Origin of the sequence: Pseudoalteromonas sp. BDTF-M6 (assembly GCF_018334135.1) — a bacterium.
GTDB lineage: Bacteria > Pseudomonadota > Gammaproteobacteria > Enterobacterales > Alteromonadaceae > Pseudoalteromonas.
This window is the reverse complement of the sequence record NZ_JAGXTQ010000003.1, coordinates 103,377-121,320: the sequence shown is the minus strand read 5'-3', so window position 1 is coordinate 121,320 and position 17,944 is coordinate 103,377. Positions and strand designations below refer to the sequence as shown.

Below are 17,944 nucleotides of genomic sequence, written 5' to 3'. Positions count from 1 at the left end.
GATTTTACTTGGTGCTGTGATCCCAACCCCACTATGAGCATAGAGCAGCTTTTTTCTCCCACCGGCCCTTTGGCACTGGCCTTTAAGGGCTATCGCCCACGCCAGGCGCAAATTGATATGGCCAAGGTGTGTGACTCGGCACTTAAAAATGCCGAGCAGGTGGTGGTTGAAGCCGAGACCGGGACCGGAAAAACCTTTGCTTACTTGCTGCCGGCGCTCACTAACAAAGGCAAATATATTATTTCTACGGGCTCGAAGGCGCTGCAAGAGCAGTTGTATCACCGCGATTTACCCACTGTGTATAAGGCTCTTGGCAGTGCCAAGAAAAAAGCCCTACTCAAGGGACGCAGCAACTATGTGTGTCACTATCGTCTTAACCAGCACGTGGCCCACGTACCCAGTGATGACACGGATATCATGCATCAACTGGCCATGGTGGCGAAGTTTGCCGGCGAAACCCGCAGTGGCGATATTGCCGACTGTCCAGGGATTGAAGACGATGCCAAGGTGCTGCCCTATGTGACGTCCACGGCGGATAATTGCCTGGGTAAAGAATGCCCGGATTTTGATGCCTGTTTTATTCGTAAAGCCCGTTTACGTGCCGCCGAGGCTGATATTGTGGTGATCAACCACCACCTCTTTTTCGCCGATATGGCGGTGAAAGAAAGTGGCTTTGCCGAGTTGCTGCCCGGCGCCGACGGTTATATTTTTGATGAGGCCCATCAGTTAGCGGATATTGCCAGCGACTATTTTGGCGAGAGCGTGTCAACGAAAAAGGTGTTTGCCTTTATCACCGATGCTCGCATGCTCTATCGCACCGAATTACGGGATATGCTGCAACTGGGCAAAACCCTGGATAAGCTCGAGGCGGCGACCATGGATTTGCGCCTGCAATTGCCTCATGAAGGTGGGCGCGGGGACTGGCGTCAGGCGCTGAGCAGTAAGCCCTTATGCGATGCCGTACATCGAATAGGCAAAGATCTGCAGTTTTTAAACCAGGTGCTCAAGCTTGGTTTGGAACGCAGTGAGCTGGTGGAGCCCTTGTTAGAGCGTTTGATGAGCTTGATAGCCCAATTCGAACGGGTGTTCGATATCGCTCCTAGCGGCTATAGCTACTGGTACGAGGCCACCCGACGTCATGTCAGTATCCACATTACACCTTTGAATATTGCCGCCAAGTTTAAAGACATGCTGGCCGAGCGAGAAGCCGGTTTTGTGTTTACCTCGGCCACCCTGTCCGTGAATAACAGCCTGATGCACTTTAGCGATGCCTTGGGGCTGTCTCCGGCGCATCAGTTGATGCTGGCCAGTCCCTTTGACTATCAGCAGCAGGCATTATTTTGTTTGCCGCGCTATTTACCTCCGGCTAACTCTGCCGAAATGCCGCGAGCTTTGGTGACTATTTGTCAGCAGGTTATCAAGGCGGCGCAGGGCCGTTGTTTCTTGCTGTTTACCTCGTACCGAGTGATGTACATGGTGGCCGAGGTGCTGTGCCAGCAAATGGAGTATCCGGTGTTTGTCCAAGGGCAGATGTCCAAACGCCTGTTGCTGGAGCGGTTTACGCGTCATGGTAATGCTGTGCTGATGGGGACGGCTTCGTTTTGGGAAGGGGTGGACGTGCGCGGCAGTGCCCTTAGTTGCGTGGTGATAGACAAGTTGCCTTTTGTGGCGCCGGATGATCCCTTGCTGCAGGCGCGCATGCAGGAATGTGAACACGGCGGCGGCGATCCCTTTGCGCAAATTCAATTGCCACGCGCCGTTATTGCCCTAAAACAAGGGGTTGGCCGTTTGATCCGCGATAGCCAAGATCGCGGTGTTTTAGTATTATGTGACAACCGCGTCGTGACCCGAGATTATGGCCAGGTGTTTTTGCAAAGCCTGCCCAATATGCGCCGTTGTCGCGATATGAATCAAGTGACCGCCTTTTTACAAACTATAGAGTAACTATGAGCCAAACCATCCTAGCCCTTGACGCCTCAACCGAAGCCTTATCGCTTGCCTTAATGCATCAGGATAAACTCTATCACTTTTTTGATGTGTGTCCGCAGCAGCACAGTCAGCGAATTCTCGATGAAATCGATGCGTTACTGAAACAGGCTAATTGCGATATTCAAGATGTGGATGTGATTGGCTATTGTCAGGGACCGGGTAGTTTTACCGGGGTCCGCATCAGTGTTTCCGTTGCTCAGGGCCTGGCCTTTGCCACCAAGACACCGGTGATTGGCGTTTCCTCTTTGGCCATGATGGCACAGCAGGCGATCAATGAACGTGGTGCCAGCACAGTATTGGCCGCCATCGATGCGCGCATGGGTGAGGTGTATCTGGGTGCCTATGAGGCAAAAGACGGTTTAGCTCAGTTAGTTGGCGAGCAACAGGTGCTAGAACCCGCAGCCGTCACTAGCCCTTTTGACGCCGCCGTTGCCGTGGGCACGGGGTGGCAAACTTATACCGAGTTGGCAGAGGGCCTGAGCCAGGTTGACGTGGACAAGGAGATCACCTTGCCCGATAGCCGTTATATGCTGCCGCTGTTGGCGAACGAATATGCCAAGGGGAATGTGGCCGAGGCGGCATCGGCACAGCCAGTGTACGTGCGTGATACGGTTACCTGGAAAAAATTACCGGGTAAGGAATAAACATTGCGCTTCGTGGTGCTTTGTATCACACTAAAAATGTGTCTTATAACATAAGCTAACCTATGTCCATTCGTCGCATTAGCCAAGCTCCAGCCAGCGCCTCCGAGGTTCGTTCTCGGGCGCACGCTTCTAAGGTGGTGCGAGAAACGCCTAGCGAGCCTGCCGGCACGCCCAGCGGCGCGGTTAATCACTCGGCGCATGGGCGCGAATTGGCTGAGGCGCTGTATCGACAGACCATCTACGATCAGCCCAGAGACAGTCGCACCAGTGCGGCTATTGCCACCTACCGTGAATATGCCTTTTTGCAGCGCCGTGAAGAAGTGCAGGCCATGCTGCATGTAAGCCTGTACGTCTAACAGCTTTTTTCAGGGCTTGATCCAGGCTGGCCCAGCCCCGCATCCGCTAAGTCGAAAGTTCTGTGTCCAAGGCAAAAACTCGCTTCTTTTGACCATCTTCTATTGTTCGCACGCGCTCCGGCAGGGGTCTCACAGGCGGTCTACAGAAGTTAACCGAATTGTCATAATACGTTGTTAAAATGTGGACAATTTTGCCATTAAGCGATACTTTAGTAATTAATAAAAATAATAATAAGTTATTACTACTGTGCATCATCGCGTTTTTGCAGTGTTTACCCGCGGAGCTGCCAAACTAGCCGCCAATACGGTAATTTTATCGTTGCGGGAGGGGTATATTGCCCTGATCCCGTTTTTTGTAATGGCTGCCTTGGTAACCTTGGTTACGCACTGGCTGAATTATGAGCAGTTGGCTACTCCCTATGCCTTTTTGAGCTCGTTTAATGTGCTGGTCTGGACCTTGTTCCCGCTGACCACCTTGCTTTCTTTTAGCTATTACCTGGCCAAAAACCTCAAACTCAATACCATTGCCGTGCCTATTTTGGTGCTGACCTGCTTTAGTGTCGCCACGGGCTATATCTATGTGCTCGATGATGGCGGCATAGCGGTTAACAGTCGTGCCGGGGTGCTGTACACCATTTTAATGCCGATTTTTTGTTGCTACATGATGCGCGCTATTTTACGTGCACGCTGGCTGCGCATTATGCCCGTTGGCAACATCAGTTTATTCTTGGTGAAGCACCTGAATTTGATGTTGCCTTATATTCTTGTGGTGTCTGCGACCTTTATGTTGTTTCCCCTGGTTGATTGGGCACTGAGTCAAGCATTGGCCGAGCTCAATGAGCAGCATGCGCTGTGGAGTGGCAGCGAGAAGCTCACCCTACAGTTACTTGGCTCCCATCTGTTATGGTTGTTCGGTATCCATGGCGACAGCGCCTATCAAATTATGGCGGCGCCGCAGATGAGCAACTTTTTATTGGACTTTGGCATGGACAGCCAAAGTTATATCAATACCTTTGTGGTACTTGGGGGCGCTGGCTGTATCTGGGGTTTGGTGATTGCGTGTCTATTGCAAGGACGTGGCACCCATGAGGCCAGTATTGCCAGGCTCAGTTCACCATTGGCGCTGTTTAACCTAAGCGAGATCATGGTTTATGCCTTGCCCATAGTGTTTAACCCTTATTTTGTCGTGCCTTTTATCCTCACCCCATTGCTCAATGCCTTGCTGAGTAATTTTGTCATTAGCCAGGGCTGGCTCAGCCTGGTTGCAGGGGCGGATATTCCCTGGTTTACGCCGGTGTTTATTAGCGGCTATTTGGCCACCGACAGTATCGTAGGCATACTTTGGCAGGCGCTGCTTATCGGCCTCAGTACCCTGATTTATTTGCCCTTTGTAAGGGCAAATCGGGAGCATAATATCAGCGGTCGACAATTAGACATGCTGGTTAAACGAGTGAGTGCCGGACGTCAGTTGGAGCGACAAGCGGAAGCGCATTTTGCCAGACGAGACAGTCAAAAGATGGCCGAACAAAAGCGCCTGAATGAGGTGATAGAAACCCTTAAAGAGGGCGCCTTATGCCTGTACTATCAGCCCAAGGTATGTAAGAAAACCAAGCGCATCCTCGGCTTTGAAGCTCTGCTGCGCCATAAGCGCAGCGATGGCACCATTGTCAGCCCCTGGTTTATCGATGTATTAGAAAGGTTTCAAATGATGGATGTGGTTGATAGCTTTGTTATCGATCAGTTGGAGCTCGACCTGCAGCAATTCCATCGCCATCAACTGGTGCCGAAAATCAGTTTTAACATTTCTCCGCGTAATCTTATTAATCGCCGTTATAAGCGGGTGATCCGCGCCTTTAGCAAGTTTCCCGACCAGGTGGAGGTGGAGATTTTGGAGTCCTCCTACGTCGATGATTTTAGTCGCACCCAGGAGATTGTTGCGAAATTGCGCGGCGAGGGGATCCGCTGTGCGGTGGATGATTTTGGTACCGGCTATTCCTGTTTGAGTCTGCTCAGTAAGCTCAATGTCGATACCATCAAGTTTGATCGCAGCCTTCTGCCAAGTGATGAGCAGGATCCGGCGACCATCTTGTATCAAAGCTTGACGCACATGTGTCATCAACTTGGCTTTGAGGTGGTGGCCGAAGGCATAGAGTCGGACTTTCACGCCGACTTTATTACGCCGTTACCGATTTCTCAGTTGCAGGGCTATTACTTTGACCACCCGCTGACCCTGGAGCAGGCAATCCGTAAGTTTGCCGATCAGGGCTTGGATACCATAGTGCCGATAAATCGGGATTTACCCGCCACAAACAGTAAAAAAGCCGCTCAGTGAGCGGCTTTTGAGTCTTCAGTTTTCAGTAGGGTTGTTAAACTATGTTAACAAGCAGGTTCAACAGTAACCCAATATTACTGAGATATCAACTTTGTTATTGTTTGTTAATAAAAGATATTAACTTTGTGGCGATGTCGACATTGTTTTGTGAGCCGATAAACTGTTCATGACCCACCCCATGGGCAAATACCTGCACGTCGATGGCGGTATGCCCCGAGGTTGTCCAGCCGGTGAAGCTGGCTTCACTGATCAGCTTTTTCACCGCTAGTACCAGGGCTTCTTCATCCACTTGCTTGGCTTGAGTAAGCAACACTTCTCGCTCTTTGGTGTAGGCTAGACCACTGTTGGTTTGCCATTGCTCTTGCATGTTGTCACTGGCCATAAGGCGCTCGGCAATGACTTCGGCGGTGGCTTGAACGCCTCTTACTACATCTGCTTTCCACTTATACTGACCTTGTGCACCTATGGTTAAGCCACCGGTAGAATGATCCGCGGTGACCACCAATAAGGTGTCGGGGTGTTTAGCAATAAAGTCTTTGGCAACCTTGATGGACTCGGCAAAGTCATGCATCTCGGCCATGGCACAGGCGATGTCATTGGCATGGCCACACCAGTCGATTTGGCTGCCTTCGATCATTACAAAAAACGGCTTTTCATCTTGCTCTAACAACGACAGTGCCTTGCGGGTCATTTTTGTTAGGCGTTCAGGGTCGCTGTCCAGGGCAAAGGGCAGGCCTTTGGCGGCATACAGGCCAAGGGCTGGCACCTGTTCAATTTGCTCAAGTTGGGCAAAGTTGTCGCTGTACTGGTAACCGGCGGCGATAAACTCATTGACTAGGTTTCTATCTTCGCGGATAAAGTATTGAGTGCCACCGCCAAGCATCAGGTCAACCGGTAGTTTACCCTTGATTTTATTGTCGATATAGTCGTTGGCTATGTCGTCGTAGTTACCACGCGCTTCGTTGTGGGCGGCAAAGCTGGCAGGGGTCGCATGATTGATCTGCGACGTGGCCACCAAGGCCGTGGTCATGCCTTTTTCTTTGGCGAGCTCGAGCATGGTTTTTAATTTTTGCTTGTCGCCATCGACGGCAATAGCACCGTTATAGCTTTTGGTTGCCGTCGCCAGGGCGGTGGCGCCGGCGGCGGAGTCGGTTACTATGGTGTCATCATCCGGGTAGGTGTGAGCCATGCCGGTGAGCATGGAATCAAAGACGGTGCCCTCAACAGCCGGGGTCGTTGGGTCGTCATTGTAGTAGCGATATGCTGAGGTGTAGGCCGGTCCCATGCCATCGCCAATCATGTATATTATGTTTTTTGGTGTTGGCGCATTCGCACTGGCAAAAAAGCTGGCGAAGGAGAGAGTGGCCAAAGTGAATGTACGTTTCATGTCAAAGTCCTGTTGTCCGTTGCCGCCATTCTATACCCTAGATTATGAAAATAAACCGCCTTGCGGTGAAATGGAGTTGTTTTGCATACATTTTCGATAAATAACCGGGCGCTAACTCTGTGTGGCCTAAGCAATAGTGCGCAGACCCTCAGTTTGCATCAAGACGATGTGGTGATCGCCTGCCATGGCTGGCAAGACAACAGCGCCAGTTTTGCGCCGCTGATGCGTGAGTTATCGCCCCAGTTGCCCCTGTATGCCTTTGACTGGCCGGGTCACGGCCTATCTCAATGGCGTCATCCGCAGGCGCATTATTACTTTATTGATTATGTTGATGACTTGCACCAGGTGATCTCTCAGTGCCAGGCTCAGCGGGTGCACCTTGTCGGCCATTCCCTAGGTGCCATGGTGGCGTCCTTATATGTAGCCTGCTTTCCAGAGCGCATCGCCAGCCTGACCTTGATTGAAGGCATAGGCTTGGTTTGCGCCGAGCCCGAAGAAGCCAAAGCACTGCTGATGCGGGCCTTGGCGCAAAGGGCGCGAGGCGACAAGATACGTGAGTATCCAACGAGTGACGACCTGGTTGCTCGGCGTTTGGCTATCAGCGACTTCGATGAGCAGGTGGGCAATGAGTTGATGGCGCGTAATATCGAACCCGGGCCCGAGGGCGGGGTGCGCCTGCGTACCGATCCGCGTATCAAGCATTATTCCGCTTTTCGCTACAGTGAGCCCCAGGCACATGCGCTACTCGACACGATAGAGGTGCCGACCCTGCTTATTAAAGGCACCGAAGGCTATGCCATGGTGCACCAAAATGAGCATAAATTTGCTCATCATTACAGTCAGTTAAGTGCTAAAGTAGTAGCAGGAGGGCACCATTGCCACATGCAAAGCGCCTATGAATGCGCGCAACTTATTGGTGCACATTTGCATCAAAGTGGCGCAAGATAATTGTAACTTTGCCGTAAATATGGGAATATCGCTGAAATTAGAGCTTTTGCTCAATTGTTAAAAATAACAACTTAGATTAAGGTTAGTAGTGCGATAAAGCGGCCGCCCAGCGGCGAGCCATGCGCACATTAGTTTGGCGTCGTGCCCTGATTACGCCGTGACTCATGACTTCTAAGATAAACCATTATAAGAACAAATTAATAGGAGCCTAGTGTGGAGAAAATCTGGCTTAAGCGTTATCCGAAGGGTTGTCCAGAAACCATCGATCCCGCTCATTACGACTCTTTACTGACACTGTTTGAAAAAAGTTTTAGTGATTTTGCACACCTGCCTGCATTTAAAAACATGGGTGTGACGCTGAGTTATCAGCAGCTTGACGAAGCCACCAAAAAGGTCGCGTCATATATTAACAACGACCTAGGTCTTAAACCCGGCTCTAAGGTCGCGGTGATGATGCCGAATCTTCTGCAAACGCCGGTGAGTATTCTCGGTGTATTACGTGCCGGCTGTGTGGTGGTGAATGTAAACCCTTTATACACGGCGCGCGAGCTTGAGCATCAGTTGAATGACTCCGAGGCGGATGCCATCTTTATTCTTGCCAACTTTGCCCATACCCTGGAAAAAGCCATTAGCCATACTCAGGTCAAGCATGTGATCGTGACCGAAGTGGGCGATATGGTTGGCGGCCTGAAAAAGCACCTGGTTAACTTTGTCGTCAAATACATTAAGAAGATGGTGCCGGCTTACCAACTAAAAGACACCATTCCCTTTACCCAAGTGATGAAAAAGGGCAATGCGGCCACTTATCAACGTCCTAAGGTCACGTTGGACGATTTGGCCTTCTTGCAATACACAGGCGGCACAACCGGTGTTTCAAAAGGGGCGATGCTGACTCATGGCAACATGGTGGGCAACCTGGAGCAGGTATCCGGCTGTTTGGACAATATTCTCGAGCGCGGCAAAGAAATCGTGGTGACGGCCTTACCGCTTTACCATATCTTTGCATTGACCGCGAACTGCCTGACCTTTATGAAATACGGCGGCATGAATCTGTTGATCACCAACCCGCGCGACATGAAGGGCTTTGTTAAAGAGCTTAAAAGTAATAAATTTACCGTGGTCACCGGGGTGAATACCTTATTCAATGGTTTGTTGAATACCGATGGCTTCGCCGATATCGACTTTTCTAATCTGAAAATGTCACTTGGTGGTGGCATGGCGGTGCAACGTCCGGTGGCGGAACGTTGGCAGAAGGTGACTGGCACGCGTCTGGTCGAAGGCTATGGCTTAACCGAGTGTTCACCACTGGTGACCGTCAGTCCTTACGATCTTGACGGTTACAATGGCTCAATCGGTCTACCTGCGCCGAGCACCGACATCAAGCTGATGCTGGATAATGGTGAAGAAGCGCCAAAGGGCGAGCCAGGCGAACTCTGGGTTAAAGGTCCGCAGGTAATGAAGGGCTATTATAATCGCCCCGACGCTACCGCCGAATGCCTAAAAGATGGCTGGTTTGCTACCGGCGATATCGCAACCTACGATGACGAAGGTTTCTTCTATATCGTTGACCGTAAAAAAGACATGATTTTGGTGTCTGGCTTCAATGTGTTCCCCAATGAAATTGAAGAAGTGATCGCCGACCATGAAGGCGTATTAGAAGTCGCCGCCATTGGCGTGCCTCACGAGATCAGTGGCGAGCAAGTAAAAGTATTTGTTGTTAAAAAGGACCCGTCTTTAACGGAAAAGGATATAATAAAGCATTGTCGTGATAACCTGACTAATTATAAGGTTCCAAAGTTGGTTGAATTCCGTGATGAATTGCCAAAAACCAACGTCGGGAAAATACTGCGACGTGCATTAAAAGACGAACAAAAATAGCAATGAACAGACCGGCAATAGCCGGTTTGTTTTTAAGGAGTACAAGTGGAATATCAGTTAATCACTGAGCAAGGGGCGTTGGATACATTTGTCGACGCGATCAGCAATGCAAAGGTGCTCGCCATCGACACCGAGTTTATGCGCCGCCGCACACTTTATCCAGAAATTGCCTTGTTGCAGGTCTTTGACGGCCAGCACCTGGCACTGATCGATCCGCTGGCAGAGCTCGATTTAAGCGCTTTGTGGGCATTATTGCAAAAGCCTGAGGTATTAAAGGTCTTGCACTCGCCCTCGGAAGACATTGAAGTATTTCAGAACTTTGCCGGCTTTGTGCCAACACCCTTATTCGATACCCAATTCGCACTGCAGCTGCTTGGCTCTGGCAACTGCGTTGGTTTTGCCGCCATGGTGAACATGCGCTTAGGCATCGAAATCGACAAAAGTGAGTCACGTACCAACTGGTTACAACGGCCGCTGCGCGAGAGCCAATTGAGTTATGCTGCCGCGGATGTCGCCCATTTATTGCCTTGTTTCGAACAAATTGTAGAAGAAATCAATGCCAAGGGTTGGTTCGATATCGTTATTGCCGAGTCACAATTAATTTCTCAAAAACGTGCATTTACTACCCCGGATGAGCTTTTATATCGCGATGTGAAAGGGGCCTGGCAACTTAACCCGAGGGACTTGGCGGCACTGCGGGAGTTGGCCATGTGGCGACGAGAAAAGGCACAGCGTAAAAACCTGGCACTGAATTTTATCGTCAAAGAAGCAAACATGGTGGAAATCGCTAAACGTCGCCCAAGCTCTTTGAACAGCATGCGTAACATTCCCGGTGTTGATGCCATGGAAGTGAATCGCTCGGGTCGCGAAATGCTCGCCTGTATTGAGCGCGCCAAGGAGTTAAACGAGGAACAGTTACCGCATCGGGTAATGCGTTTGATGGATTATCGCGGTTATAAGCAGGCCGCCAAGGACATCAAGCAAAAGATCACCGCGGTGAGCAAAGACAGCGGTATCCCCGCCGATGTGTTTGCGAGTAAAAAGCAAATCAATCAGTTGATCAGTTGGAACTGGAAGTTAACCGACGAAGAGCGTCAAATACTTATGGCGCCGGATATTTTACAGCCGTGGCGCAGTGGTTACCTTGTTGAGGTATTGAGCAAATGGGTGCCAGGCGCGCAGGAGTAGGGTGCAGAGCAAATGAAGTACCAAGGGAAAATCGAGCAATGGAATGATGAAAAAGGGTTTGGTTTTGTGCAACCCAATGGTGGGGGCGAGCGCTTATTTGTGCATATCAAGGCCTTTAAGAAAAGGACGCGTCGCCCACAAAACGGTGATTTAATCGTTTATCAAGGTGCCCGTGACAAGCAAGGACGTGCACAAGCGGTGGATATTTGTTTTGCAGCCGATCATAAACGCCGGGCAAAAAAAAGGCCGGGACAGGCAAGGACGCTCGGTAATCTCACCGTAGCAGCAGTGTGCCTTTTTATTGTCGCTGCGATATTACTTGGTAAGTTGCCACTGTGGTTTGTGCCGCTTTATTTATTGTTAAGCCTTATCACCTTTATTGCCTACGGGCGTGATAAAGCCAAGGCCCAGAACAACCAGTGGCGCACACCGGAAAGCACGCTGCAGGTGTTGGCTTTATTCGGCGGTTGGCCCGGTGCCTTTATGGCACAAAATAAATTTAGACATAAATCTAAGAAGGGCTCTTTTTTGTTCGTCTTTTGGCTCTGTGTATTGGTTAACCTGGTGGCCGTGGCCTGGTTGTGTGGCAGTGACGGTCAAGTCTTACTCGCCCAAATCAGCGCTAGCTTGTTCTAGCGCTTTAGCCGGTATTGGCGGTTAAAAATGATACGAGTAACTCATGACTATGCTCTCCGATCCCGGATTGGTTTCGCCAAACCCGGCATTGGAAATATGGCCTATTTCCGCGCGAACTCGGTGTTCCTTGGTGAGTTTGTATTTAGTGAATAGATAACTATAGAATTCAAGGTCGTAGCCCAGCGAGTCCAGGTTATGGGCATAACCCACATGACTGGCTATGCCCCAGCTCCAATCATCATTGATGGTAAAGGCTTTAGCCGCGCCTAGGCCGTAATATTTTTGGTCATGCTCGGCAATTATCACCAGCACTCGAGGTTGTAGTCCCCACAAGTCCTGCACGGGCTCAAGTTCATAGTCGGCATGGATGGCAAATATATCGAATTCATCAAATATGGCCCAACCGGCAACACCAACACTCACCGACGAGCTTTCATCGGCGGCGAACACGGGTAAGGTAAATAACGCGAGTACAGCAACACAAGGAATAGTTCGTTTCATCAAAGCGGTATCCGTAAAATTTATTAGGTTCTAACCAATTGTCCTTTTTGTCCGTGCGTTCAATACTGGCTAACACCGCCTTAGCCAGATTCGTCCCTTAATTTAGTGTTGTCGCAATTTGCGAACTTGTCCAGCGTGATAGTTAAGACCATTTCCCTGTTTTCTTATGCGTTACCGATTTAATACTCGACTAGGTCATCCCGGAACTGTATGTTAAAACATCAAAAAAATTATAAATAGCAGGGATATCACGTGATTAGGTTATTTTTGTTGAGCATGTCACTATTTGTAGTGGTGCAAAGTTGGGCCCTGGATGTTGCCACCTTGACCCCTACCGAAAAACTAAGTGTCGTGTATGCGGGCTTTAAAGAGCCGATGGACTTTAATGTTACCTTACCGGCCAGCTACGCCAGTGAGGCGGATAAACGTTACTTGGTGTTGTTTGACCCACACCCGCGCAGCCAGCCTCACCTTAGTGGTTTACAGGATTGGCTCAGTCACAATGGCGAATGGCCGTGGCTGGAAACCCTGGTGGTAACGCCCGCTTCCTATCACGGCGAATATGCCGCCCTGTTTGAAAAGACGGCTGAGGATCCAAGGGATACTGAGCTGCTGACATTTCTTGAGACTCAGGTATTGGCGCAAATAGACAAAAAGTACCGCACTCACGACTTTAGGATTTTTAGCGGCTTTATGGGCAATGGGGCGTTTGGCCTCTATGCCTTACTTAATCGTCCACAGTTATTCGACGCCTATATTATTGCCTCGCCCTCATTGGCGGATGACTTTTTGGCGATAACTTCAAGCGCCAAAACTCAGTTGCCTAAACTTACGGATAAAATGCGCTTTGTGTATTTGGCCATGGGTCAGCATAGGTATGAGCAGGGTAACCGAGAAGACACAGTAGCCTTTGCTAAAGCACTTGCCGACTATGCGCCAAAAGAGCTCGACTGGCATACCAAGCTTGATGATAAGCGCCATTATATGAGTCGTCCCGTATTGGCGGTCGTCGAGGCAATAGAGTTGCTATTTGCCGATTATCATACCCCGCTGACGCCAGACTCGGCCATTTCACAACAGGGCGTTGACGCCATTATTGCTTATTACCAAGACCTGTCAAAACGTAAATACGGCTTTGAGGTCTCGGCGCAAGGCTCCCTTAAAGCCCTGGCTAAGTCTAAGCTAGAGAGCAATCCCGATGAGGCGCTGGCCATCTACGAAAAGGTGATTGCTCTGTACCCCGATTCCGCTTATGCCTATGCGGATCTGGCCGCAGCCTACGACGGGCTCGGACAAATCGACAAGGCCATTGCGCTGCAAACAACGGCGGTTGAGAAATCCAAGAACATGGTGCCGTGGCATCAGAATAATTTGCAACAGCATCTTGTGGCATATCAATCGAAATTAGCGGCTGAGCAGTCGGAATAACACGACTTATGGCAAGAATGTGTAACTCGGCACAATAAAAAAGGAAGCCCCTTGGCTTCCTTTTTTTGCACCCAAAAAAACGATTATCTTTCTTCGTCGGGTAGCGTTACGTTTAGCTCTAATACCGCTAAATCGTCTTCATTTTGCTCCAGCTGCACCTGTACGGCATCGGCATCGATGGCGACGTACTTGCGGATCACCTCAAGAATATCTTGCTTGAGTTGCGGCAAGTAATCGGGTGTACCGCGCTGTGACCGTTCGTGAGCGACTATGATCTGCAGTCGCTCCTTGGCCATTGAGGCGCTGGTTTTCTTTTCTGAACGAAAATAATCGAGTAAAGACACATTATCCTCCAAAAATCCGTTTGAATAGGCCGCGTTTCTCTACATCCAAAAAGCGGAACTCAATTTGTTCACCAAGCAGACGGTTAATGGCATCTAGATAAGCTTGGCCGGCATCCGACTCGTTGTCCAATACCACGGGCTGGCCCTGGTTTGATGCATTGAGTACCGCTTGCGACTCTGGAATAACGCCCAGTAGGTCGATGGCAAGAATATCGTTAACGTCTTCTACCGACAGCATTTCTCCGCGCTGTACACGCTCTGGGTTATAACGGGTCAGGAGCAGGTGCTCTTTTACCGGCTCCAAGCCTTCTTCGGCGCGGCGTGATTTGCTCTGCAAAATGCCGAGGATGCGATCCGAGTCGCGAACCGACGACACTTCCGGGTTGGTGGTAACGATGGCTTCGTCGGCGAAGTACAGGGCCATCATGGCACCGGCTTCAATGCCGGCCGGTGAGTCACACACGATAAAGTCAAAATCGTTCTTTAGCTCATTAAGGACCTTTTCAACGCCTTCTTTGGTTAGCGCGTCTTTATCACGCGTTTGCGATGCCGGTAGGATATACAGCTTATCGACACGCTTATCCTTGATCAGTGCCTGGTTAAGATTGGCTTCACCATTGATAACGTTGACGAAGTCATAAACCACACGGCGCTCACAGCCCATGATTAAATCCAGGTTACGCAGGCCAATATCGAAATCGATAATCGCCGTTTTAAAGCCCTTAAGAGCAAGGCCAGTACCAATCGCAGCGCTAGAGGTTGTTTTGCCTACGCCGCCTTTACCAGAAGTAACGACAATAATTTTTGCCATGAGTTTTATCCTTTAACCAAAGCTGATATATGAAGTGAGTCTTGGCGTTGGCGAATGCAGGCGGCTTGCCCCCATAGTTCACCTTGCAGTGAATCACTGATCCAATAACTGCCATTGACGGAAACCAGTTCGGCCTCGAGCTTTTGACAGAATATTGTGGCGTTTTTATCACCCTGCGCGCCGGCAATGGCGCGACCACGCAAGGTGCCGTAAATATGAATATGGCCATCGGCAATGACTTCGGCGCCGTGACTGACTGCGCCCAGGACAATTAGGTCGCGACCTTTAGCGTACACTTGTTGCCCAGAGCGTACCGTGCCTTCAACAACCATGGTGGGCTCGGGCTCTGCTGCGGCCGGTGTAGTCGTTGGCGCAGCCTTGGCTGGCGCTTTGGCCTGCAGGTTGTCTTTGGCGTAATTGAGTACCGAAAAGCCAACGGCTTTTGCCTGCTGATGTTGTTCATCCGTACCACTGCATACACCCACGGGATTAAAGGCTAAACGCTTTAGCAGTGCGTGCAGTTGAGAAAAGTCGAGTTCGGCGCCATCAAGCGCTTCTAGATTGACAACAATAGGGGCACCGGCGAAAAATTTAGGTGCTTGGGAAATTTTGGCATCGAGTTGTGCGCTCAATGCGGACAAATCGGCTGTTAGCAGACGTAACACCGACAGAGTGAAGAGGTTCCCTTTTAATTCGAATAATTGTTCCGACATAAGCGCTCGTACTTGTGTGGCCTGTTATTAATTATCACCAAGAAAAGTCGGTACAAACTTGCAATGGGGCTGACTTTGGTTAGGCCTTGGTGTTGAGCTTTGGCCACTAAACTTACCACATGATTTAGCTCTCATGGTATAGTGTCAAGGTGTGTTTCGCAACAACTTAAAGGCCCTAACCATGCTGTGCGCAGTATATAAGAGTAAGAAAAAAGCAGATACCTACCTTTACTTGCCAAAAAGAGATGATTTTTCCGATGTTCCACAACCGCTTATGGACATGTTTGGCACACCGCAATTTGTTATGTTGATTAATCTGGCAACAAAAACACAGCTAGCCTTGGCGGATCTTGCTAAGGTTAAGGAACAATTAAGTGAGCAGGGGTTTTATTTACAGTTACCCCCGCCAACCGAAAACATGTTGGACGAACTAAGAAAGCAAAATGGAGTAGAGCGTGATTAAAAAAATCAGCAAGTATTTAGCCAGCGCCTTTAAACCCGCAACCCTGTCTAGCTTAAGCCTAGCCGTGGCGGCGACGCTATCCTATCCCACTCTGGCAAACTCGCAGATAAAAAGTGTCCAAGAGCAACAGGTCGCCTTCGATGCTTATGTTACCAAGTTAAAAGGCGAGGCCCTGGAAAAAGGCTACAGCCCGCAATTGCTGGATAAGGCATTTGCCACCATTAAATTTAAGCCTAAGGTGATCAGCGCCGATAAAAATCAGCCTGAAGTAAAAGAAACCTTAGAGACCTATTTACCCAAGCGTGTACCCCAGTGGAAAATTGATCGGGCCCGCGAGCTCTATAAGAAGCATCAGGACACCCTGGAAAAAGTAGCCAAGGAGTATGGTGTTCAGGCACGCTTTATCGTTGCCTTATGGGGTTTGGAGAGTAACTTTGGTCGTATCCAAGGTGGTCACCCTGTAATTTCCAGCTTGGTGACTTTGGCCTACGATGGGCGCCGTGAAGCCCTGTATAAGCGCCAGCTCTGGGCGGCACTGGATATTCTTAAGGAAGGGCATATCGACCTGGAACACTTCAAGGGCTCCTGGGCCGGTGCCATGGGTCAAACCCAGTTTATGCCGACCTCCTTCAATGCCTATGCGGTTGACTATAACGGCGATGGCCGCAAGGATATCTGGACCACGAAGGAAGATGCCTTTGCCTCTATCGCCAACTATCTAAAGAGCGTGGGCTGGAATGACGAGCTGACCTGGGGGCGCCAGGTCAAACTACCAGATAATTTCGATACTCAAGCCGTGCTGCAGCGCGGTACCCGTACTCACAAACAATGGCTGGAGCATTGGTCGGACTCTGAGCGCTCGCTCAGTCAGTGGCAGCAGTTGGGGCTAAGACGCATGGATGGCACGGATTTACCCCAGCGTGACATTACCGCCGCCCTAGTGATGCCCGATGACATCAAGGGTCGCATGTATCTGGCCTATGACAATTACAAGGCGCTGATGAACTGGAACCGTTCATATTACTTTGCCACCAGCGTGGGTTATTTATCGGATCGCATCGGCTATCCGGCCATTAACTAAGACGTTGGACTTTGTTATACTACGCCCCGATTAAATGGGGCGTTTTTTATGGTTGATGATAAATTTTGGCAGACTAAAACTCTGGCGCAGATGAGCGACGAGGAATGGGAAGCCATTTGTGATGGTTGTGGTAAGTGTTGTTTGAACACCTTTATCGACAGTGAAGATGAAGATGACTTTAACCCCACGGATCAGCTGCGCCCTGGCGAAGAGCTGATCTTTACCAATATCGTCTGCCAATATTTGGATAATAAAAGCTGTAGCTGCAGCCAATACGAGCAGCGTCAAACCTTAGTGCCTTCGTGCGTTAAGCTGACCAAGGACAATATCGCCGACATCTTTTTTATGCCTAAAAGCTGTAGCTACCGTCGCCTGCAAGAGGGACGGGGACTGGCCAGCTGGCATCCGCTTTTAAACAAGGGCAAAAAGTCGAAAATGCATGCGGCGGGGATAAGCGTCCGTAACAAAACGGTGAAGGACTCGGATGTTCCTTTAGAGGAGTTTGAAGATCATATCGCCGATTGGCCAACCTTTGATTGCGATTAAGGCCGAGAGTTAAACGGCTTTTTAGAAAAGCGGCCTGCTGGAGCAGGCCTTCACATGCAAGAATATGCCAGCCTACTTCATAATGACTTCACGCATGCGGTATTGACCGGTCAGCGATCTGATTTTGGGGTACTCTTTGGAAATTTTGCGGGAGTTCTCTTGGTTTTCCTCACCCCATTTCTTCATAAAGGCCTGGTACTTTTCCTTGTTGGGTTCCAGGTCGGCGGCATTTTCAAACCACACCACTAACACCAAATTAAAATCGCCGCTGATGGGTAAATCACTGGCGTAAATCTTCCAATCTTTAATGTATCCAAGCTCTTTTTGCATTTTTACTGCTTTGACCCAGGTGTCACGCAGCCCTTCTAAGTAAAGATCGCCCATATTGGGATCAACTTTGACTGTGGTGACCTCAAGAATCGATGTGCCCAGATCGTAATCATTATAGACTTCGAGTTCAGCGTTTACATTGCTAGCCGCAAAGGTAAGCATGGCGCTTAATAATAAGGCATATCTGTTCATATCATGTCTCCTGTGCTGTTTGTTGCATTAGTGCAAACAAACGCTTTCAAGTATAGGTGGCACGGCTGTAATTGCTTGTTTTTTAGCCGCTGACATATTTGGGCTCGGCTACGCCTCAGGGTTAAAACAGGATGCAAGTCCTGCACTTCAGAATTGGAACGTTCCATTTATTTTTTT

The 17,944-nt window shown here is 49.7% G+C and carries 18 protein-coding genes; 12 read left to right on the top strand and 6 right to left on the bottom strand.

The features are described 5' to 3' along the window. Positions 1 to 33 precede the first annotated feature (33 nt). The 4 genes from yoaA to KD147_RS07695 all read left to right on the top strand — a co-directional run bounded on the left by yoaA (position 34) and on the right by KD147_RS07695 (position 5,321). Entirely contained in the window at positions 34 to 1,944 is a 1,911-nt protein-coding gene (gene yoaA, locus KD147_RS07710; protein WP_212547426.1) for a DNA repair helicase YoaA, read from the top strand. Positions 1,945 to 1,946: 2 nt separating this feature from the next. After that, the gene (tsaB, locus tag KD147_RS07705; protein WP_212547425.1) at positions 1,947 to 2,633 is read left to right on the top strand and encodes a tRNA (adenosine(37)-N6)-threonylcarbamoyltransferase complex dimerization subunit type 1 TsaB; all 687 of its coding nucleotides are present in this window, start codon (positions 1,947 to 1,949) and stop codon (positions 2,631 to 2,633) included. Between the two features lie 62 nt (positions 2,634 to 2,695). Continuing rightward, positions 2,696 to 2,989 (top strand): hypothetical protein, encoded by a 294-nt coding sequence (locus KD147_RS07700; protein ID WP_212547424.1) that lies wholly within the window; start codon positions 2,696 to 2,698, stop codon positions 2,987 to 2,989. A gap of 268 nt (positions 2,990 to 3,257) precedes the next feature. Continuing rightward, positions 3,258 to 5,321, top strand: coding sequence for an EAL domain-containing protein (locus tag KD147_RS07695; RefSeq protein WP_349304686.1), 2,064 nt, complete (start codon positions 3,258 to 3,260; stop codon positions 5,319 to 5,321). A gap of 94 nt (positions 5,322 to 5,415) precedes the next feature. On the opposite strand, the gene KD147_RS07690 is transcribed toward KD147_RS07695, so the two are convergent. After that, positions 5,416 to 6,708 carry an alkaline phosphatase gene (locus KD147_RS07690; protein WP_212547423.1) on the bottom strand — a complete coding sequence of 431 codons (1,293 nt, stop codon included), beginning with the start codon at positions 6,706 to 6,708 and terminating at the stop codon, positions 5,416 to 5,418. A gap of 81 nt (positions 6,709 to 6,789) precedes the next feature. On the opposite strand from KD147_RS07690, the gene KD147_RS07685 reads away from it, so the two are divergent. The 4 genes from KD147_RS07685 (at position 6,790) to KD147_RS07670 (ending at position 11,358) form a co-directional block, all read left to right on the top strand. After that, entirely contained in the window at positions 6,790 to 7,656 is an 867-nt protein-coding gene (locus KD147_RS07685) for an alpha/beta fold hydrolase (RefSeq protein ID WP_212547422.1), read from the top strand. 213 nt (positions 7,657 to 7,869) lie between these two features. Then, on the top strand, positions 7,870 to 9,534 hold the full coding sequence (fadD, locus tag KD147_RS07680) for a long-chain-fatty-acid--CoA ligase FadD (RefSeq protein ID WP_212547421.1): 1,665 nt from the start codon (positions 7,870 to 7,872) through the stop codon (positions 9,532 to 9,534). A 45-nt stretch (positions 9,535 to 9,579) separates the two neighbouring features. Beyond that, on the top strand, positions 9,580 to 10,722 hold the full coding sequence (gene rnd / locus KD147_RS07675) for a ribonuclease D (RefSeq protein ID WP_212547420.1): 1,143 nt from the start codon (positions 9,580 to 9,582) through the stop codon (positions 10,720 to 10,722). A gap of 12 nt (positions 10,723 to 10,734) precedes the next feature. Next, positions 10,735 to 11,358, top strand: coding sequence for a DUF1294 domain-containing protein (locus KD147_RS07670; protein WP_212547419.1), 624 nt, complete (start codon positions 10,735 to 10,737; stop codon positions 11,356 to 11,358). A 21-nt stretch (positions 11,359 to 11,379) separates the two neighbouring features. Here KD147_RS07670 and KD147_RS07665 read toward each other — a convergent pair whose 3' ends face one another. After that, a complete protein-coding gene (locus KD147_RS07665) occupies positions 11,380 to 11,859 on the bottom strand; it encodes an acyloxyacyl hydrolase (RefSeq protein ID WP_212547418.1) in 480 nt (159 codons plus the stop codon). A gap of 252 nt (positions 11,860 to 12,111) precedes the next feature. Between KD147_RS07665 and KD147_RS07660 the strand changes: the two genes are divergently transcribed. Beyond that, on the top strand, positions 12,112 to 13,287 hold the full coding sequence (locus tag KD147_RS07660; RefSeq protein ID WP_349304678.1) for a tetratricopeptide repeat protein: 1,176 nt from the start codon (positions 12,112 to 12,114) through the stop codon (positions 13,285 to 13,287). An 83-nt stretch (positions 13,288 to 13,370) separates the two neighbouring features. Here KD147_RS07660 and minE read toward each other — a convergent pair whose 3' ends face one another. Genes minE through minC form a run of 3 tightly spaced genes read right to left on the bottom strand, consistent with a single transcriptional unit; the run spans position 13,371 to position 15,155 of the window. Continuing rightward, on the bottom strand, positions 13,371 to 13,631 hold the full coding sequence (gene minE / locus KD147_RS07655; protein WP_212547417.1) for a cell division topological specificity factor MinE: 261 nt from the start codon (positions 13,629 to 13,631) through the stop codon (positions 13,371 to 13,373). 1 nt (position 13,632) lies between these two features. Then, complete coding sequence (minD, locus tag KD147_RS07650; RefSeq protein WP_105188941.1) at positions 13,633 to 14,442, bottom strand: septum site-determining protein MinD; 810 nt, start codon at positions 14,440 to 14,442, stop codon at positions 13,633 to 13,635. A gap of 5 nt (positions 14,443 to 14,447) precedes the next feature. Further along, positions 14,448 to 15,155 (bottom strand): septum site-determining protein MinC, encoded by a 708-nt coding sequence (minC, locus tag KD147_RS07645; protein ID WP_212547416.1) that lies wholly within the window; start codon positions 15,153 to 15,155, stop codon positions 14,448 to 14,450. Positions 15,156 to 15,336: 181 nt separating this feature from the next. Between minC and KD147_RS07640 the strand changes: the two genes are divergently transcribed. From KD147_RS07640 to KD147_RS07630, 3 genes are all read left to right on the top strand, one after another. Continuing rightward, on the top strand, positions 15,337 to 15,618 hold the full coding sequence (locus KD147_RS07640) for a YcgL domain-containing protein (RefSeq protein ID WP_212547415.1): 282 nt from the start codon (positions 15,337 to 15,339) through the stop codon (positions 15,616 to 15,618). Between the two features lie 91 nt (positions 15,619 to 15,709). Beyond that, on the top strand, positions 15,710 to 16,699 hold the full coding sequence (locus KD147_RS07635; protein ID WP_249319118.1) for a lytic murein transglycosylase: 990 nt from the start codon (positions 15,710 to 15,712) through the stop codon (positions 16,697 to 16,699). A gap of 48 nt (positions 16,700 to 16,747) precedes the next feature. Next, entirely contained in the window at positions 16,748 to 17,245 is a 498-nt protein-coding gene (locus KD147_RS07630) for a YcgN family cysteine cluster protein (RefSeq protein WP_212547414.1), read from the top strand. A gap of 72 nt (positions 17,246 to 17,317) precedes the next feature. On the opposite strand, the gene KD147_RS07625 is transcribed toward KD147_RS07630, so the two are convergent. Beyond that, on the bottom strand, positions 17,318 to 17,767 hold the full coding sequence (locus tag KD147_RS07625) for a hypothetical protein (RefSeq protein ID WP_249319079.1): 450 nt from the start codon (positions 17,765 to 17,767) through the stop codon (positions 17,318 to 17,320). Positions 17,768 to 17,944: the final 177 nt, after the last annotated feature.

Excerpts from the sequence above, each read along its gene's own strand:
- KD147_RS07665 (WP_212547418.1), bottom strand. The coding sequence starts at position 11,859 with ATGAAACGAACTATTCCTTGTGTTGCTGTACTCGCGTTATTTACCTTA.
- minD (WP_105188941.1), bottom strand. The coding sequence starts at position 14,442 with ATGGCAAAAATTATTGTCGTTACTTCTGGTAAAGGCGGCGTAGGCAAA.
- KD147_RS07630 (WP_212547414.1), top strand. The coding sequence starts at position 16,748 with ATGGTTGATGATAAATTTTGGCAGACTAAAACTCTGGCGCAGATGAGC.
- tsaB (WP_212547425.1), top strand. The coding sequence starts at position 1,947 with ATGAGCCAAACCATCCTAGCCCTTGACGCCTCAACCGAAGCCTTATCG.
- minC (WP_212547416.1), bottom strand. The coding sequence starts at position 15,155 with ATGTCGGAACAATTATTCGAATTAAAAGGGAACCTCTTCACTCTGTCG.
- yoaA (WP_212547426.1), top strand. The coding sequence starts at position 34 with ATGAGCATAGAGCAGCTTTTTTCTCCCACCGGCCCTTTGGCACTGGCC.
- KD147_RS07640 (WP_212547415.1), top strand. The coding sequence starts at position 15,337 with ATGCTGTGCGCAGTATATAAGAGTAAGAAAAAAGCAGATACCTACCTT.
- KD147_RS07625 (WP_249319079.1), bottom strand. The coding sequence starts at position 17,767 with ATGAACAGATATGCCTTATTATTAAGCGCCATGCTTACCTTTGCGGCT.
- KD147_RS07670 (WP_212547419.1), top strand. The coding sequence starts at position 10,735 with ATGAAGTACCAAGGGAAAATCGAGCAATGGAATGATGAAAAAGGGTTT.
- KD147_RS07690 (WP_212547423.1), bottom strand. The coding sequence starts at position 6,708 with ATGAAACGTACATTCACTTTGGCCACTCTCTCCTTCGCCAGCTTTTTT.
- KD147_RS07700 (WP_212547424.1), top strand. The coding sequence starts at position 2,696 with ATGTCCATTCGTCGCATTAGCCAAGCTCCAGCCAGCGCCTCCGAGGTT.